The organism is Phenylobacterium sp., from assembly GCF_030654915.1.
Classification (GTDB): domain Bacteria; phylum Pseudomonadota; class Alphaproteobacteria; order Caulobacterales; family Caulobacteraceae; genus Phenylobacterium.
This window is the reverse complement of the sequence record NZ_JAURWM010000377.1, coordinates 17,781-34,911: the sequence shown is the minus strand read 5'-3', so window position 1 is coordinate 34,911 and position 17,131 is coordinate 17,781. Positions and strand designations below refer to the sequence as shown.

At 66.8% G+C, this 17,131-nt stretch carries 15 protein-coding genes; 10 read left to right on the top strand and 5 right to left on the bottom strand.

The features are described from left to right. The 3 genes from Q7T84_RS19515 to Q7T84_RS19505 form a co-directional block, all read left to right on the top strand. Positions 1-409: Xaa-Pro peptidase family protein (locus Q7T84_RS19515; protein ID WP_304812343.1), on the top strand; the 409-nt coding region annotated here is incomplete at its 5' end. Between the two features lie 176 nt (positions 410-585). Continuing rightward, the gene (locus Q7T84_RS19510; protein ID WP_304812341.1) at positions 586-3,306 is read left to right on the top strand and encodes a TonB-dependent receptor; all 2,721 of its coding nucleotides are present in this window, start codon (positions 586-588) and stop codon (positions 3,304-3,306) included. 61 nt (positions 3,307-3,367) lie between these two features. Beyond that, the gene (locus Q7T84_RS19505; RefSeq protein WP_304812339.1) at positions 3,368-3,754 is read left to right on the top strand and encodes a DUF3597 family protein; all 387 of its coding nucleotides are present in this window, start codon (positions 3,368-3,370) and stop codon (positions 3,752-3,754) included. Positions 3,755-3,814: 60 nt separating this feature from the next. Here Q7T84_RS19505 and Q7T84_RS19500 read toward each other — a convergent pair whose 3' ends face one another. Continuing rightward, positions 3,815-4,636, bottom strand: a complete 822-nt coding sequence (locus Q7T84_RS19500) for a class I SAM-dependent methyltransferase (RefSeq protein WP_304812336.1) — start codon at positions 4,634-4,636, stop codon at positions 3,815-3,817. Positions 4,637-4,735: 99 nt separating this feature from the next. After that, positions 4,736-5,968, bottom strand: a complete 1,233-nt coding sequence (locus Q7T84_RS19495; RefSeq protein ID WP_304812333.1) for an amidohydrolase family protein — start codon at positions 5,966-5,968, stop codon at positions 4,736-4,738. A 706-nt stretch (positions 5,969-6,674) separates the two neighbouring features. On the opposite strand from Q7T84_RS19495, the gene lptC reads away from it, so the two are divergent. From lptC to Q7T84_RS19460, 7 genes are all read left to right on the top strand, one after another. Then, positions 6,675-7,286, top strand: a complete 612-nt coding sequence (lptC, locus tag Q7T84_RS19490) for an LPS export ABC transporter periplasmic protein LptC (RefSeq protein WP_304812330.1) — start codon at positions 6,675-6,677, stop codon at positions 7,284-7,286. Positions 7,287-7,376: 90 nt separating this feature from the next. Continuing rightward, entirely contained in the window at positions 7,377-8,519 is a 1,143-nt protein-coding gene (locus tag Q7T84_RS19485; protein ID WP_304812327.1) for a glycerophosphotransferase, read from the top strand. Beyond that, positions 8,516-9,841 (top strand): lipopolysaccharide biosynthesis protein, encoded by a 1,326-nt coding sequence (locus Q7T84_RS19480; protein WP_304812324.1) that lies wholly within the window; start codon positions 8,516-8,518, stop codon positions 9,839-9,841. Before Q7T84_RS19485 ends, Q7T84_RS19480 begins: the two co-directional genes overlap by 4 nt. Positions 9,842-9,887: 46 nt before the next feature. Further along, on the top strand, positions 9,888-11,597 hold the full coding sequence (locus Q7T84_RS19475; protein WP_304812321.1) for a fatty acyl-AMP ligase: 1,710 nt from the start codon (positions 9,888-9,890) through the stop codon (positions 11,595-11,597). Between the two features lies 1 nt (position 11,598). Next, positions 11,599-12,624 (top strand): NAD(P)-dependent oxidoreductase, encoded by a 1,026-nt coding sequence (locus tag Q7T84_RS19470; protein WP_304812319.1) that lies wholly within the window; start codon positions 11,599-11,601, stop codon positions 12,622-12,624. Positions 12,625-12,626: 2 nt separating this feature from the next. Further along, positions 12,627-12,878, top strand: coding sequence for an acyl carrier protein (locus Q7T84_RS19465; RefSeq protein ID WP_304812317.1), 252 nt, complete (start codon positions 12,627-12,629; stop codon positions 12,876-12,878). A 2-nt stretch (positions 12,879-12,880) separates the two neighbouring features. Next, a complete protein-coding gene (locus tag Q7T84_RS19460) occupies positions 12,881-14,098 on the top strand; it encodes a pyridoxal phosphate-dependent aminotransferase family protein (protein ID WP_304812315.1) in 1,218 nt (405 codons plus the stop codon). Here Q7T84_RS19460 and Q7T84_RS19455 read toward each other — a convergent pair. The 3 genes from Q7T84_RS19455 to Q7T84_RS19445 are packed head-to-tail and all read right to left on the bottom strand — an operon-like array spanning position 14,095 to position 17,062. After that, positions 14,095-15,009, bottom strand: a complete 915-nt coding sequence (locus Q7T84_RS19455; RefSeq protein WP_304812312.1) for a hypothetical protein — start codon at positions 15,007-15,009, stop codon at positions 14,095-14,097. The genes Q7T84_RS19460 and Q7T84_RS19455 overlap by 4 nt on opposite strands. Beyond that, positions 15,006-15,935: a diacylglycerol kinase family protein gene (locus Q7T84_RS19450; RefSeq protein ID WP_304812310.1), complete on the bottom strand. Its 930-nt coding sequence runs from the start codon at positions 15,933-15,935 to the stop codon at positions 15,006-15,008. The genes Q7T84_RS19455 and Q7T84_RS19450 overlap by 4 nt, the downstream gene beginning before the upstream one ends. After that, positions 15,920-17,062, bottom strand: coding sequence for a CDP-alcohol phosphatidyltransferase family protein (locus Q7T84_RS19445; protein WP_304812308.1), 1,143 nt, complete (start codon positions 17,060-17,062; stop codon positions 15,920-15,922). Before Q7T84_RS19445 ends, Q7T84_RS19450 begins: the two co-directional genes overlap by 16 nt. Between the last annotated feature and the right edge of the window lie 69 nt (positions 17,063-17,131).

The following is a 17,131-nucleotide window of genomic DNA, read 5'->3' as shown; positions in this document are numbered from 1 at the left end:
CCGCACCTATGTGTTCGGCGAGGCCACGCCCGAGCAGAAGCGCATCTGGAACCTGGAAAAGCAGGCCCAGGCCGCGGCCTTCGCCGCCGTGAAGCCCGGCGTGCCCTGCGAGGAAATCGACGCTGTCGCGCGCCGCGTCCTGGTGGCTGGCGGCATGAGCCCCGACTACGACCTGCCGGGCCTGCCGCACCGCACCGGCCATGGGATCGGCCTATCGATCCATGAAGCGCCATATCTGGTGCGCGGCGACAAGACCCCGCTAGCGCCCGGCATGTGCTTCTCCAACGAACCGATGATCGTCATCCCCGATGCCTTCGGCGTGCGGCTGGAAGACCATTTCCATGTGACGGTCGACGGCGCCGCATGGTTCACCCAGCCACAGCCAAGCTTAGAAAAGCCGTTCGGCTAATCACACGCTTCAGTTCGCCTAATATCGACGACACAACCTAGCCGGGCGATACTGTAATCACAGGTCGTTTGACGCAGCGTAAGATACTACCTTAGCTTTCCTCTTGAACGGCCCCGCTTGCCGAGGACCGTCAACAATAAGACCCCCGCCAATAATCGGGGGCCAGGGAGGGAAGAATGACCAAGGTCTTGTTGGCTTCCGCGTCCGTGTGCGCGCTTGTCTGGTCCTCGCCCGCATGGGCTCAGTCTTCGAGCGGCGGCCCGCTGATCGAAGAACTGATCGTCACCGCCACGAAGCGGGAGGAGTCGGTCCAAGACGTGCCGATCGCCGTGTCGGCCTTCAGCGAAGAGGCGCTGCGCGCCAAGGGCATCGACACCGCCGGCGACCTAGTCCAGTCCGTCCCGAATCTCACCTTCACCCGGCGCTCGCTGCGCACCAACTTCCAGATTCGCGGGGTCGGGGCGCAGCTGGTCTCGACCGGCGGCGACGACGGGGTGGGCGTGCACCACAACAACGTGCCGCTGACCTCCAACCGACTAGCCGACGCCGAGTTCTACGACGTCGAGCGTGTCGAGGTGCTGCGCGGCCCGCAGGGCACGCTGTTCGGCCGCAACGCCACCGGCGGGGTGGTCAATGTCATCACCAACAAGCCGGTCGACACCTTCGACGCCTCGATCACCGCCGAGTTCGGCAACTTCGACAGCCTGAAGTACCAGGGCTTCATCAATGTGCCGCTGGGCGACATGTTCCAGCTGCGGCTGGCGGGCTTCGCGCTCCAGCGCAGCGGCTACACCAGCAACACCCTGAACGGCCAAGACATCGACGACCGGCAGATCTGGGCCGGCCGCGTCACCTTGGGCTTCACCCCGAGCGAGAACTTCCGCGGCTTCCTGCTGTGGGACACCTTCTCGGAGGACGACACCCGCGGCGCGCGCAAGCAGCTCTGCGCCAAGGACCTTGGCCTCACCAGCGTCGGCGGCGTGCCGACCGGCGCGGCACAGGCCGCGTTCACCCAGGGCTGCCTGCCCGCCTCGGTCTATGGCCAGGACGTCTACGGGACGACCAACCAGCTCTCGACCTTCACCGGCATCATCGCCCGGCAGATCGGGTTGCAGGGCACTGACGCCTTCGCCGGCAAGACCATCTCGCGCGATCTGCGCGAAATCGAGGTCTATGGCCGGCCCACCTATCGGCCGCACACCGACATCTACACCCTGAACCTGGAGTGGGACGTCACCCCCACCCTGACCGCCACCTCGCTGACCAGCTACAACGAGAACGAAAACTACTCGCGCGGCGACTCCACGGGCGGCTATTCGTCCGTGCCCTTCGGGGTCACGGCGTTCACGCCGAACGGCACGCTGAACGACCCGCAACTTGGTCTGACCGACCGGCTGATGAGCGAGAGCGGCGGCACCGGCCACAACGAACAGTGGAGCCAGGAACTACGGCTGCAGTCGAACTTCGATGGCCCGATCAACTTCAACGTCGGCGGGATCTACATCGACTACAAGGCCAGCAGCATCACCTATGTCGCCACCAACGCGGCGACCGCGGCGGTCCGCGTCGTCCAGCCGGCGGCCTATGTCGATCCGTTGCGCGAGCCCGACTTCACCGGCCACAACTATTTCGTCAGCCTGAGCGAGTACAAGCTGAAGTCCAAGGCGGTGTTCGGCGAGGTCTATTGGCAGGCCACGAACGACATCAGGGTCACGCTGGGCCTGCGCTACACCGACGACGAGAAGTGGACCCGAGGCAGCGGTTCGACCCTGTTCACCCCGGGCCGCGGCCCCAGCTTCACCACGCCCCAGAGCGTCGAATTCCAGGAAACCACGGGCCGGCTAACCGTCGACTGGTCGCCCGACCTCAGCTTCACCGAGCAGACCCTGGTCTATGCGTCCTACTCCAAGGGCTACAAAGGCGGCGGATTCAACCCGCCCGGCGTCGTGGCGCTCGGCCTCAACCCGACCTACGAGCCGGAATTCGTCAACGCCTACGAAGTCGGCACGAAGAACACCTTGGCCGGCGGGCGGCTGCTGCTGAACCTCACCGGGTTCTACTACAAGTACCAGGGCTATCAGATCGGCCGCAGCGTGAACCGCTCGGTCTATAACGAGAATATCGACGCCGAGATCTATGGCGCAGAACTGGAATCCATCTGGGAGCCGATCGACAACCTGCGGCTCAACGCCAATATCGGCTACCTCCACACCGAGATCGAAGAAGGCAAGGTCGTCGACACCTTCAACCGGACCCAGGGCGACGCGAACTATATCTACGCCAACTCCACCAATGGCGGCTGCATCCTGAACGCCGCCGGTGTCGCCAACCTGCTGCGGGCGCCCGGCGGCCCGGCCTTGCTGGCCAACCTAGCCTGCGCGGGACCCAGCATGACCGGATCGACTATCGGCGGGCGGCTCATCGGGGCCGGCGTGCCGGCGGCGACGGCCAGCGCCCTGGTCAACGGCGTCTACAACTACGGCCCCAACGTCTCGCGCTTCGCCAGCGGCGCGGGTGAAGGGATCATCCAGGATCTGTCTGGCAATGAACTGCCCAATGCGCCGGAGTGGACGATCTCGCTGGGCGCCCAGTACCGGTGGGAGTTGCCGAACGGCTGGAACGCCACCCTGCGCGGCGACTACTACCGCCAGTCCGAGAGCTACATGCGTTACAACAACGCCTTCTTCGACCGCATCAAGGCCTGGGAGAACGTCAACGCCAGCTTGATCTTCGCCAATGCGGACATCGACCTGAACGTCCAACTTTTCGTGAAAAATATGATGGATAACAACACCAGCGTTGGCTTCGACATCAATGACGAGAACCTGGGCGCGACCCGCAGCGTCTTCCTGCTCGACCCGCGCCTCTATGGCGTCGCGATCACCAAAGGTTTCTGACGCGGAACTCTATCCAAGGCGAAGCTTTACGATTTGACCAGCAATCAAGGGAGCCGGGCTCATGGGCATTTTCAGCTCGATCATGGACAAAGTTCTTCACCGCAAGAAACCGGAGGCCGCGCCAGCAGCCCCGGCGGCCGCACCCACGGCAGCCCCGGCCGCGGCCGCTCCGCCCCCACCCCCGCCTGAGCCGGTGAATGTGGAAGTGGTGCTGGTCGAACTCGCGGCCCAGAAGGGTGGCGGCGGCAACTGGCGGACATCTATCGTCGACCTGCTGAAGATGCTCGATCTGGATTCCAGCCTCGACGCCCGCAAGGAACTGGCCGCCGAACTCGGCGTCGCGGCCGGCCCTCACGGCAGCGCGGAGCAGAACATCGCCTTGCAAAAGGCCGTCTGGGTCGCTCTCGCCAACAACGGCGGCGTGGTCCCGGCCAGCCTGCGCGACTAGCTAGACGGACGAATCTAGGGGCGCGCCGGTCGCAAGGCCGGCGCGCTTTCTATTGGGCGGTCAGCCGGCTTTTCGGCATAGGAACACACCGACCGACTTGGTCACCGTCAAGGCCCCGCCGCCCTTGGCGAAGGCATCGTCTATCACCCGGCGCAGAGCCGCCGCCTGGTCGGGGCCGGCGCCATCGCCCGGCGGACTTGAGGTGAGATAGCCGTAGACGTCAGCTGGGTCGGTGATCCGCAGCGTGTCGGGATAGGCGCGATACTCCACCTCTGCGAACCGCGCCCGCAGCATCGGCTCTGCCGCTTCCAGACTGAAGGCGTCGATGGTCTCGTCCCGCGCAGCGCCGCCGAACACCGCGGCGTTCAGGGCGAACAGCTCGGACATGGTGTCGCGTCCATTGGTGGCGATCACCGCCAGGCCGCCAGGCCGTAGGACCCGGACGATCTCGTCCACGCCCTGGGCGGGGTCTGGCAGGTGGTAGAGCATGTGCAGCGCCTGAACGACGTCGAAGCTGGCGTCAGCGAACGGCAAGGCCGAGGCGTCGACCGCCCGGCCCTCCACCGCCGCCCATCGCGAGAGCCCGCTTACGCGCTGGGTGGCTTCTTCGACCATGCCCGGCGACAGGTCGGTCAACGTCAGATCGAGCCCTACGGGAACCTGCGGCGTGGCGTTGGCCCAGAACCACCCCGCCCCACAGCCTAGCTCCAGAACCCGACCGTCCGCCGGCCATGCCGGTTGCCCAGCAACCCAGGCGAACCAGTCGCCCCGTCCGTACTTGGTATGGAGGTTCGCCCGCGCGGCAAGGTTCGAGGAGTCGCGGTACTGCTCCGCCCGCAGGTATTCTGGATCGTTCCAGACCTTTTGAGTCCGCAGCGTCATCGTCGCCTCCCCGCGATCTGGATTCGACGGCAGGAAAACCCGGACGACATTCGCCGACAAGCCCTCCAGGACGAGGCCAGCCGGCGAACGCCGCGAAGGTCAGTTGGCCAGCGTGTCCTTGTAGATCTTGCCGTCCTTCATGATGATCCGGAAGTTCTTGTCCGGATCCGCAACGAGCTTGATGTCCGCCAGCGGATCGCCGTCGACCAACAGCAGGTCGGCGAGCGCGCCTTCTTCCACCACCCCGATCTTGCCGGGATAGGGGTTGCGCAGGCCGGTCATGGCGAACAGCTCTCCGTTCGTCGAGGTCGCCATGATCAACGCCTCGGCAGGGGTGTACCAGCGGGTCAGATCGACCAAGCCCTGGCCTTGGCGCTCAGCAAGCGCCTGTGAAAACAGGATGTCGGTGCCGAATGCGGTCTTGATCTTGTACTTCCGGACCAGATTGTAGAGCCGGTCGGTGCCGGCGACGACCTGACGCATCTGCGCCTGTTCGGCCGGTCCCAGGGCGGCCGCCCCCCCGATGTCGACGAAGGGTTGGGTGCTGAGCCAGATGCCCTTCTCGGCTATCAACCGGGCGGTGGCGTCGTCTATCAAGTGCGCATGTTCGATGCACTTCACCCCGGCCGCGATCGAGCGTTGTACGGAGATCGAGGTGTAGGCGTGGGTGCAGACGAAAGTGCCCCAGTTCCCGGCCGCCTCGACCGCGGCGTGAAGCTCCTCCTCGGTGAAGGTGGCGACATCGAGCGGGCTGTGGGGCGAGGCCACGCCGCCGCCGGCCGTCAGCTTGATCTGTGAAGACCCGAGCATCAGTTGCTCACGCACCCGCAGCCGCACTTCGTCAGGACTGTCGGCGATCGCCGCGCCGCCAAGCTCCTCGACCCGGCTATGCTCGCCCATGGCCCGGGGCAGATCGATGAGCTGTCGGAAGTCGCCATGGCCGCTGGTGACCGTGATCATCGCGCCCGAGGGATAGATGCGGGGACCGGGCAGCGCGCCCTCGTCAATCGCGCGCTTCAGCGAGAACGATGGACCGCCCATGTCCCGAACGGTCGTGAACCCTCGCATGAGCGTGGCCGTCGCTTCACCGGCCGCCAACAGCGTCGTGTAACCCACGTCGCTGCCCAGCAGCAAAGCGGGCGTCGCGCGGATCATCATGGCGTGCCAGTGCGCGTCGGTGAGACCCGGCATCAGGGTGCGGCCGGCGCCGTCGATAACCCGCGCCCCAGCAGGGTCGATCGGCCCCGTGGAGATCCGCGCGATGGTGTTACCCCGGACCAGTACGTTGGAAGGCGCTGAAAGCGCCGTGCTCTTGCCGTTGAAGACGCGCACGTTCTGAAAGAGCGTCGCCCCGCCGTTGCTTGCCGGCTGGTCGGCGCGACTTGGCTGCGAGAAGCCAAGGGCCAGTGTCGCGGCCAGGGCTAGCGATGTGAGCCAAGCTCGCTTAGGCGCCCGCCTTGAAAGACCCAAATGTGAACTCGAATTACCAACTGAAATCATTGATAAACCCCAATCCCCGCCATGCCACTCATGCGTCCTCGACGTCATGAAAACCCTCCCGCCCGAAATCAGCGGAGAAGGCGTCCATCCAGTTGGACCTGCCAACAGTACCGATGGCAAGCCTCAGGAGCGCATCTAAGAGTTGTTAACCCTGGCGGCGTCGGAGGCGGAAATTCAGTCCCGGTTCTCGCCCGGAAGCGTTGGATCGGTGGTCGGAGCCGTCTCGCTGACTTTTGGCTCATTGCGCGCGCGGCTCTTCCGCAGAGCCCAAAACAGCCCCACGGCGCCAAAGCCGATGAGGAGAATCCCAAGCGGAGCGAGGATGAAGTTCAGCATTCGGCTTCGCCCCGGGACGCATGCGCCAAATTGGATGGGGACGTCATCTCGCGATCAACCTTGGTTCTTCCGTGGCGACTGATGGAGCTTGTGAGATAGTGGCGAAGACGGTCGGCGCCAGACCTTGTATGTGGCGCACGAGCGTAAAGATGTTCCGAGTCCTTGGCCGCCAAGCCGGGGACCGGTCAGGAGATCCGGGTCAATGTCGCTTCGAGCTGTAGGCATGCCGATCAACGCGCGGCGGCGCGAGAGGCGCCTGGCCAATGTCAGGACCCTGCGCTGGGCGCTGCCCATCACGGCTGGCGCGCTGCTGATCGCGTGCATCGTGCAGGTTGGGCTCAGCACGATGTCGGCGCCGACCGAGGAAGCCGAGCCGGCCCAAATCTCCAAGATGCTGAAGCCGCACTTCTCCGGCACGAACCCCGATGGACGGGCCTTCAGCATCACCGGCCGCGAGGGCGTGCGCGATGAGAAACAGGCCGGCCGGATCCTCATCGCCGACCCAGTCCTCACGCTCCACACCGTCGAGGGCCGGACCAAGCAGGCGACGGCCAAGTCCGGCGTCTATGACGAGCCCGGCCACACCATTGTCCTGACCGGCGATGTGAAGATGGACAACGGAGCCGGATCGCGCTTTTCGGCGGACCAAGCCCGTATCGACACCCTCACAGGCGTCGTCAGCGGCCAAACCGGCCTGCAGATCGATCGCGATGACGCTCAGGTCCAATCGGGCTCCTACACCGTGGAGAACAAGGGCGATCGCCTGATCCTCAAGGGCGGCGTGAGCGGACGTCTGACCCCGCCGCCCCGCTAGACGAAGCCGCCTTGGCCTTGGGGGCATCGTGACACGCGAACTGAAAGATCCATTGCGGTCGCTCGAAGACTGCGCCAATCCGCACACGCCATGACCGCGCCCGCGCCCAAGATCTGCTTTCTCTACATCGCGCAGACGCACCAGATCCTGCACAGCCTGCCCATCGCCATCGAACTGGCCCGCAACTGGCCGCAGTTCGATGTCCACCTGGCTGCGACATCTCAAGCGCACCTGGACTATATCGATGACGCGCTGGGAAAGCTCGGCGCCGCGCCGCTGACCCGCAAGCTGCTGGGACCCAAGTGGCTGCGCGAGATCCGGCCGGGCCGGGCCACGACGCCGCCCAAGGCCGCCATGCTGATCGCCAATGCGCGAACCCTCGCGCGGTACGACGCCGTCGTGACCCCGGAGCGGACGACGGCGCTGCTGCGCCGGCTCCGCGTCAAGCGGCCCAAGCTCGTCTATACCCAGCATGGCGCCGGGGACCGTGGCGGCCCGTTCGAACCCAGGCTTGGGCTTTTTGATCTGGTGATGGCGGCTGGTCCCAAGCAGCGTGACCGCATGGTCGAGAGCGGCCTGGTGGCGCCGGAGAACTGCGCCATGGTCGGATATCCCAAGTTCGATATCGTCGAGGCGCTGTCGCCGGAGCCGAAGAACCCCTTCTCCGATCAACGGCCGATCGTCCTCTACAATCCGCACTTCGATCCAAAACTGAGTTCCTGGCCCCGCTGGGGCATAGAGGTGCTTGAGCGGTTCGCCGCCGACGATCGCTACAACCTGATCTTCGCCCCGCATGTGCGGCTATTCGACCAAGCTGGCGCCCCGGACCTCGGACCGCTGGAGCGGTTCGGCGATCACCCGCGCATCCACATCGATCTCGGCGGCCCGGCCGCCATCGACATGACCTATACGCGGGTCGCAGACGTCTATCTGGGCGACGTCAGCAGCCAGATCTACGAGTTCCTGCGCAAGCCCAAGCCCGCGATCTTCCTCAATGCGCATCAGGTCGACTGGGTCGGCGACGAAAGCTACCGGCATTGGCGCTATGGCCCGGTGCTCGATCATGTGCAGGCCCTGCCGGACGCGGTCGCCTCGGCGATGGCCAGCCACGGCGAATATCTGGCCGAGCAAAGGGCCGGTTTCGCCTCGAGCTTCGACCTCCAGCCGCGGTCCTCTTCGCTGCGAGCGGCCGAAGCTATCGCCGTGCGGTTGGGCGGACAGCCCGTCCCATGACCGCAAGTTCCCCGGCCAAGGATGGCCTGCTTGGCCGGGTCCTCGCCAATGCCGGGATGCTGCTCGGTGGGCGCACGCTCAATGCGGTGATCAGCCTGGGCTACATGGCGCTGGCGGCACGCAGCCTGGGGGTCGCCAATTTCGGCGTCCTGGTGCTGATCAACACCTTCGCGCAGTTCATCGGCGACGTGGCCCGGTTCCAGTCCTGGCAGACCGTGCTGCAGTTCGGCCCCGCGCCGCTGGCCGAGGGGCGGCGCGACGACTTCCAGCGGGTCATCCGGTTCGGCCTGGTCCTCGACATTGTCAGCGCCGTCGGCGGTGTGGCGATCGGGGCGGTCGGGGTGCTGCTGTTCGGATCGCTGCTCGGCATGCCGCAGGCCATGGAAGGTCCGGCCGCGCTCTATGCGATCACCATCGCCTTCATGGTGCCGGCGACCCAGATCGGGCTGCTGCGTCTGTTCGACCGCTTCGGCCTGCTTTCAGTGCAAGCCGCGATCAGTTCGCTGATCCGTTTGATTGGCGGCGGGGTTGGGTTCCTGATCGACGCGCCGGTCTCGTTCTTCCTGCTGGTCTGGGGCGCGGGCACCCTGGCCGGCTTCATCTATGTGAGCGTCATCGCCTGGCGGGAACTGCGCCGCCGCGACCTGCTGTCCGGCTTCTCCTGGTCGGGGCCGCTGACGGCCGGCATGCCGGGCGCCTGGCGCTTCGCCGTCGCGACCAACGCCAGCGCCAGCGTCGAGGTGGCGTTCACCCATGTCGCCACCCTGGCGGTCGGCGCCCTCCTCGGCCCGACCGAGGCCGGGCTGTGGCGGGTGGCGCGGCAGATCGCCGACGCCATGGCCAAGCCCGCGCGGCTGCTCATTCCAGCGATGTATCCCGAACTCGCCAAGCTTCGCGCCTCGGGCGGCGAGGCGGTCATGCAGCGCCTGGCCCTGCGGGTGGGGGTGATCGGCGGCGGCTTCGCGACCCTGCTGCTGCTGGTCGCGGTGTTCGCCGGCGAGCCGCTGCTGGCCCTCGTAATGGGTAAGGACTTCGCCAGCGCGTCGCAGACCATGGTCTGGCAGGTGGGCGCGGCGGTGATCGGGGTCTGGGCCTTGCCGCTGGAACCCATGCTGGTCTCGATGGGCCGGCCCGGCGCGGTGCTGCAGGTGCGGCTGGTGGTGGCGGCGGTTTTCCTGGCGACGCTCTCGCCGATCGTGAACGCACATGGACTTCCAGGCGCCGGCGCGGCTCTGGTCGGGGCGTCCCTCGCCACGGCGCTGGGGATGTTCTGGAGCCTGATGCGGGTGATGCGGCCTAAAGACCCGTCGCGCGGCGCGTAGTAAACTCTTGCGTTACCAGCCGGAAGCGGGCGAAAGCCGACCTGTCATGATTACGCCCACCGCGCCCGACCGCGCCATTCGCCTGGCCGACTTCTCCACCCTGGTGGAGGCGCTGGATTTCGCCGCCCAGGGCGAGACAGGCGTCAATCTCTATGGGCTGCGCGGCGAACTCGCCGAAGCCTTACCCTATCGCGCGTTGCGGGCGGCGGCCCATGAGATCGCCGGGCGCCTGCTGGCCGCCGGCCTGAAGCCCGGTGACCGGGTCGGGCTGATCGCCGAGACCGACACCGACTTCGTCCGCGCCTTTTTCGCCTGCCAATATGCCGGGCTTGTGCCAGCGCCGCTGCCGCTGCCCGCGCCGCTCGGCGGTCGCGCCGTCTATCTCGACCAGATCCGCCGCATGCTGACTTCCGCCAAGGCCGGCGCCCTGCTCGGCCCAGCTTCGATGGACGCCTGGTTGAAGGAGATCGCCGAGGGCCAGGAGCTGGTCTTCGCAGGTCCGCTGGCTGAACTTCCAGCCTCGGGCGGCGAGGCCCTGCCGGCCATCGTCGCCGACGGCCCCTGCTATCTGCAGTTCTCGTCCGGCAGCACGCGGTTCCCGACGGGCGTGCTCGTCACCCATCGCGCCCTAATGGCCAACGCTGTCGCGATCACCCGCGACGGCCTGCAGGTGCGCCCGCAGGACCGGGCCATTTCCTGGCTGCCGCTCTATCACGACATGGGCTTGGTGGGTTTCCTGCTGAGCCCGCTGGCCGCCCAGATGTCGGTCGACCTGATGCCGACCGGGGCCTTCGTTCGCCGCCCGCTGCTCTGGCTCGATCTGATCGGCCGCAACGGGGCGACGATCTCCTACAGCCCGACCTTCGGCTACGAACTCTGCGCCCGGCGCGGCGAGAACGCGGCGCTCGACCATCTCGACCTTTCCGGCTGGCGGATCGCCGGCCTGGGCGGCGACATGATCCGCACCAAGCCGCTCAAGGACTTCGCCGAGCGGTTCGCCGGCGCCGGCTTCTCCCCCACCGCCTTCGTGGCGAGCTACGGCATGGCTGAGGCGACGCTCGCCCTCGCCATGGCCCCGCTGGGCGAGGGCCTGATCGCCGAGACCTTGGACGTCGAACGCCTGGAAAAGGACGGCGTGGCGATCGAGGCGCCGGAGTCGGCCCGCACCCGCGATTTCGCCCGCAACGGCCCCGCCCTCCCCGGTCACGAACTGCAGATCCGCGATGATCGCGGCGCAGTCCTGGCCGAACGCCAGGTCGGGCGGGTGTTCGCGCGCGGCCCCAGCCTAATGGTCGGCTACTTCGAGCAGCCCGAGGTGACCAGCCATGTGCTGTCGGCCGATGGGTGGTTGGACACCGGCGACATCGGCTACCTCTCCGACGGCCAGATCGTGCTGACCGGCCGCAGCAAGGACCTCATCATCCTGAACGGCCGAAACATCTGGCCGCAGGACCTGGAATGGACCGCCGAGGCCGAGATCGCGGGCCTGCGCAGCGGCGATGTCGCGGCCTTCTCGGCGCCCACCGATGGCGTAGAGGCGGAGATCGTGCTGGTCCAGTGCCGCAGCAGCGATCCGGAAGTTCGCCAGCGCCTGGTCCAGGACGTGACCGACCTGCTGCGCTTGCGTCACAGCGTCGAGCCACAGGTGAAGCTGGTGGGCGGCCATGCCCTGCCCCAGACTTCGTCGGGCAAGCTCAGCCGCTCGCGCGCCAAGACCGCCTATCTCGCCGAGCTCGGCGCGGGGCCGACCGCCTAGCATGGCCCGCGGCCTGGTGGCGGTGACGGGGGCCACAGGCTTCCTGGGCCGTCACCTCGTTCGCGAACTCGCTGCTGACGGGTGGAGGGTAAGAATTCTCGCTCGGCGCGACATCATCCATCCGCTCTGGCGTGACCTGGAGATCGAGGTCGTGCTTGGCGACCTCGCCAACGACGACTCGCTCGACCGGCTCTGCCGGGGCGCCGATCTGGTCGTCCATTGCGCGGGCCTGACCAAGGGCTGGACCGCCCAGGCCTTCAATGCGGTGAATGTCGAGGGCGCGCGCCGGGTCGCCCAGCGAGCCACAGGACGGATGCTGCTGGTCTCCAGCCTGACCGCCCGCGAACCGGTTCTCTCCGACTACGCAGCCAGCAAGCACGGCGGCGAAGAGGCCGCCCGCGCGGTGCTGGGTGAGCGAATCACCATCGTGCGGCCGCCGGCGCTCTATGGCCCAGACGACCCCGAGACCCTGCCGCTGTTTCAACTCGCCGCCACAAGCCCGGTGCTGCCGCTGCTCGATCCCCAGGCGCGAATCGCCATGATGCACGTGCAGGACGCGGCGCGGCAGATCGCCGCTATCGCCGCCCTAAAGACCCCACTCGAGGTCAGCCTCTCGGACCATCGGCCCGATGGTTATAGCTGGCGCGAGGTCATGCAGACCGCCGCCGATGTCTTCGACAAATCGCCTGTGTTCCTTGAAATTCCAGGGTTTGCGCTCGCCATCGCGGCGGCCGCCGGGCGGCTGTCGCCACGTTCGGGTCCCGCGCCCATGATCAGTTTCGGCAAGGTCCGCGAGATCAGGCACAGAGACTGGTCGATCTCGCGCGGCGAGCAACCTATTGAACTTCCCGCTGCCCGCTACGATCTCGCGAACGGCTTCTTACACAGCGTCCTGGGCTATCGGTCCAGTGGCGTTAACTTTGGCAACTCAGCGACAATCAGCGAAAAGATGCAGCGGACCTACTCGGCGGACGACGCCAAATATGCGACGTTCGCGGATGATCGTTCGAGGGGGACGTATCGTTAATCATGGACTTGATCACCAACCCAACCGTGCTCGAAGTCGCGCGCGCCGCTGAGGTGGTTCTTGGCCGCAGCGTTCACGTGACCGCCGCCTCGGACATTTCCCGCGATCTCGCGGTCGATTCGCTCGCACTGATGAACATCGTCATGGAGCTGGAAGATCGGTTCGACATCTCGATCCCGATCGACCGCCTCAGCGAAGTTCAAACCGTCGGCGACCTGTCGTCCCTGATCGACAACATTCGAAACAAGGCTTGAGCATGGCTCTGCTCGATAGACACGCAGCGTCCCGCGACGCCTACCAAGCGATCCGGCAGGCGTCGGCTGACCCGTTCAGCGTCCGCTTTGACTCGGTGATCTCGCCGACCGAGGGCGTGATCAGCGGGCAGCGGACGATCCTGCTCGGCACCAATAACTATCTGGGGCTGACCTTCGATCCCGATTGCATCGAGGATTCGGTCCGCGCCGTGCGCGAAGGCGGCACCGGCACGACCGGCTCGCGGATCGCCAACGGCAGCTATGACGGCCACCTGGCGCTCGAGAGCGCGCTAAAGGCCTATTACGACCGCCGCCACGCCATGGTGTTCACCACCGGCTATCAGGCCAATCTAGGGGTCCTATCCAGCCTGGTCGGCCGCGACGACCACCTGCTGCTCGACGCCGACAGCCACGCCAGCATCTATGACGGCGCGCGGATGGGCCATGCCGAGGTCACCCGCTTCCGCCACAACGACCCTGAAGACCTCTACAAGCGGCTGCGCCGCCTGAAGGACACGCCCGGCGAGAAGCTGATCGTGGTCGAGGGCATCTATTCGATGGTCGGCGACGTCGCCCCGTTGAAAGAGATCGTCGCGGTGAAGCGTGAAATGGGCGCCTATCTGCTGGTCGACGAGGCCCACTCGATGGGCGTGCTCGGCGCGACCGGCCGCGGCCTGGCTGAAGAAGCCGGCGTCGAGGCCGATGTCGACGTCATCGTCGGCACATTCTCCAAGAGCCTGGGTTCGGTCGGCGGCTTCGTCGTCTCCGATATGGAAGGCTTCGACGTCATGCGCGTCGTCTGCCGCCCCTACATGTTCACCGCCTCGCTGCCGCCGGCGGTGGTCGCCTCGACGGTGACCGCCTTGCGCAAGGTGCAGGAAACCCCGGCCCTGCGTCACAAGCTGCACGCCAACGCCAAGCGCCTCTACGACGGCCTGACCAATCTGGGCCTATCGACCGGGCCGAACTGCAGCCCGATCGTCGCGGTGGCCATGCCTGACCAGGCCGTCGCCATCGGCATGTGGAACGCTCTGCTGCAAAACGGGGTCTACCTGAACCTCGCCCTGCCGCCGGCCACCCCCGACAACCGCCCGCTGCTGCGCAGCAGCGTCAGCGCCGCCCACACGCCCGAGCAGATCGAGCGGGTGCTGGAAGTCGTGGAAAAGGTCTCGCGCGAGTTCGGCCTGCTGAAGGACGAACCCAAGCGCGCCTTGGCCTAGGCCTTACGCCGCGCCTTCCAGAGCTGCCAGAACACCCCCGGGGACGCCAGGATGACATGGCGTTCCCGCCAGGGTGTCACGGTTATGGCCACGCCTGTGTGCCGCTCGATCTTCCACGCCGCATAGCGCCCGGCGCCTTCAAAGGTGAAGGCGGCCTTGACCAGCCGCGCCAGGTTGAGCGGCTTGCCCAGCCGACGCCTTAGCCGCCAAGCCCGTAACAGACGCGTCCGCTCCGCGCCGTCGAGCATCGGACGCAGCTCACCCGCCTCTACCTCATAGACGACCTCTCCCGCCCGCCAGGCGGCCGGCAGGATGGCGTCGAAGCGCTCGGGCGCATTGGCGATGATCTGCGCCTCGCGGCCGCTGGCCTCGACACGGAACTCGGCGGCGTAGGTTTGGCGAAACAACGCCGTCCAGTAGGCGTGGGGCAGGCCTTTCGCAGGGCCGACCACGGCGGCGAAACGCGCCGCGGTGACGGCGGCCTGGGCCACGGATTGACGCACCTGCGCGGCGATCTCGGTGCTGGCGGTCCAGACCAGGGCGCAGGGCTGGACGAAGCGGGTCCAGATCGTGGTGTCGACGCCGCTGCCGGTCACCGCCCGCTGGAACTGGGCCAGCGTCATCGACGCCACCTTGGCTCGGTAGACCCGGCCGTCGGCCTCGAACTCGTGATAGCTGACATCGGGCCAGAGCAGCCGACCGGCGAGCCCCCGCAAACCGGAACGCGGCGCGGTGGTCAGGACATAGAAATCCATGACCCCCTCGACATCACCAGTCCTCAGCACCGATCCGTAGAACAACACCGCGCCGGAGTTCGCGAACCGACGCGCCAGATCCGCGCCCATGACTACGGCGTGGGCGGGCGCGGCGGCGTCCAGTTCGGCCGCGACCAGGGCGTGGAGGTTCGTCATGGCGCCAGGAACCGCATCGGCGCGCCACGGCGGACCACGATCTCACCGCCTGGGAACACCTCGCCATCGACGATCACCGCCTCCGGAACGAGGATCGACAGGCGAACGGCCTCCTGTCGGCGGTAGCCGTTGCGCTCGAGCCAAGGCGCGGCGTGTCCGGCCAGCAAGGCCGGCAGCGCGGCGAGCAACCGGCGCGGCGGATTGTCGACGTCCAACACCTTCATCGCGTCGGTGGGCGGCCCGAACGGCTTGAGGCCAAACGGCAGACGTTTGAGCGTGGTGGCCATCAACACGAACCGCTCGCCCACCGGCAGCGGCCGATCATCAAGCTGCCCGGTCAGGGGGACGCCGTGCCGCCATTGATCGCGCCGGCCGCCGAACAGCGTCCCGAACGCCGCGCCGGCCAGGGTCAGGGCCACCGACAGGCTGTGATAGGCGCCCATCTTGTGCACCGACTGGGACATCTGGGTGGCTCGCACGAACGCGCCCAGGCCGAAGACGAAGCCGCGCACCGCGTGGCGAGTTGGGTCGGTCCAACTCACCTCCAGCGGGGTCCGGGTCTTGTAGAAGGGCTGCTCCTCAGCGGCCCGCCTCAGGATGGCGTCGAGGTCCCAACCGCGCCGAGCCCCAAGGTCCAGCGCCAGGATATTGGTCTTGCCCGAGGCCAGCACCGCCAGCACTGGCGGCTGTTCGCCATAGGCGTCGGGCAAAGCGGTCAACACCTCGCGCACAGTCCCGTCACCGCCGTCGATAATCAGCAGATCGACGCCAGCGTCCGCAAAGCGCCGCATGTCCTGCGCCAAGGCCCGCGGCGTCGCCGGCTCGACCCAGAAAACCCCCTCTGGCGGAGTTCCGGCGGCTTGCTGACGATTGGCGTGGCTCCGCGGATTGTGGACCACGCCGACCTTTGTCAGCGCGCCAGCCACGACGTCACCTGGCCACGCGGTGTCATCATCCCCTGCAGCACCTGGATCAGGTGGACCAGCAGCGACAGCGCCGTCCAAATGGCCACCAACAGCAAGCCGATGTCCGGACGGCCCACCAGGCTCGCGCCGGTCAGCATGATGAGGTTCGGGTTGCGACGCGCGGTGATCAGCCGGAAGAAGCTGTCGAACGGCCGCCAGGCATGCATCTCGACCTTGAACAGGCCCAGGAAGACGCCCTCGAATATACGCTGCACGACATAGCCGACCACGATGACGGCGAGGATCAGTTCCGGCTGGCCGAGCGGATGCAGGCTCGCCTGGACGCCGACCAGCCAGGCCCACCACCAGAAGGGCGGGTGGATCAGGTCGATACCGTGGTCGAGGACATTGCCGATCTTCGACGAGGTCAGGGTGACGCGGGCGAGCTTGCCATCCACGGTGTCGAGGAAGGTCATGCCCCAGGCCGCTACCAGCCCCCAGCCGAAGTGGCCGGTCCAGAAGAGGGCGAAGGCGGCCAGGACCAGCAGGAAGCTGGCGAAAGTCACCTGGTTCGGCGTCACTCCGGACAAGGCGCACCAGCGTGTCACCACCCGGGCCGGCGCTGGCCAGACGTACTTGGTGACGAGGTCGGTGACGCCTTTGTAGGAGCCCTGGAACAACCGCTTCTCGACATCGCGCACATTGGCGCTCGTCAACCGACGCAGGATCGGCGGCTCTTTCTTGCGCAGCTCGCTGTTGTACGTCGATCCGACCTCGAGCGCGGTCAGGCGCGGGTAGTCGGGCGCCACGGCGGCGAGGTCCTCGCCGGCGGCCAGGCGTACCAGCGCGGCGCGCATGGCCTCGCCAGCGCCGTGGATCGCCGCCGGAACGCCTTCGTCGTCGATCAGGATGACATTGGGCTGTTGCGCCAGGGCGCGGATCAGCGCCTCGTCGAACACCCACCGCGCATCGACGGCGAGCACGGCTTGGTCGTCGGTCGCGGCGACGGCGTGTTCTTCGAGACCCAGCCGGCGAAAGATGCGCTGTAGGCGCTCAGCCGAACTCATCCCCCAGATACGGCCCTCGGCGACCCCGACCGCGATGGCGCTGGGGCCGGCCTTGCCGGTAGCTTCTGATGATTTCGTCAATGCCGCCAACCGACTTGTGATTATAGAGAACTGATAATCAGCTTCGCCGCCGCCTGACCAGAAACCATC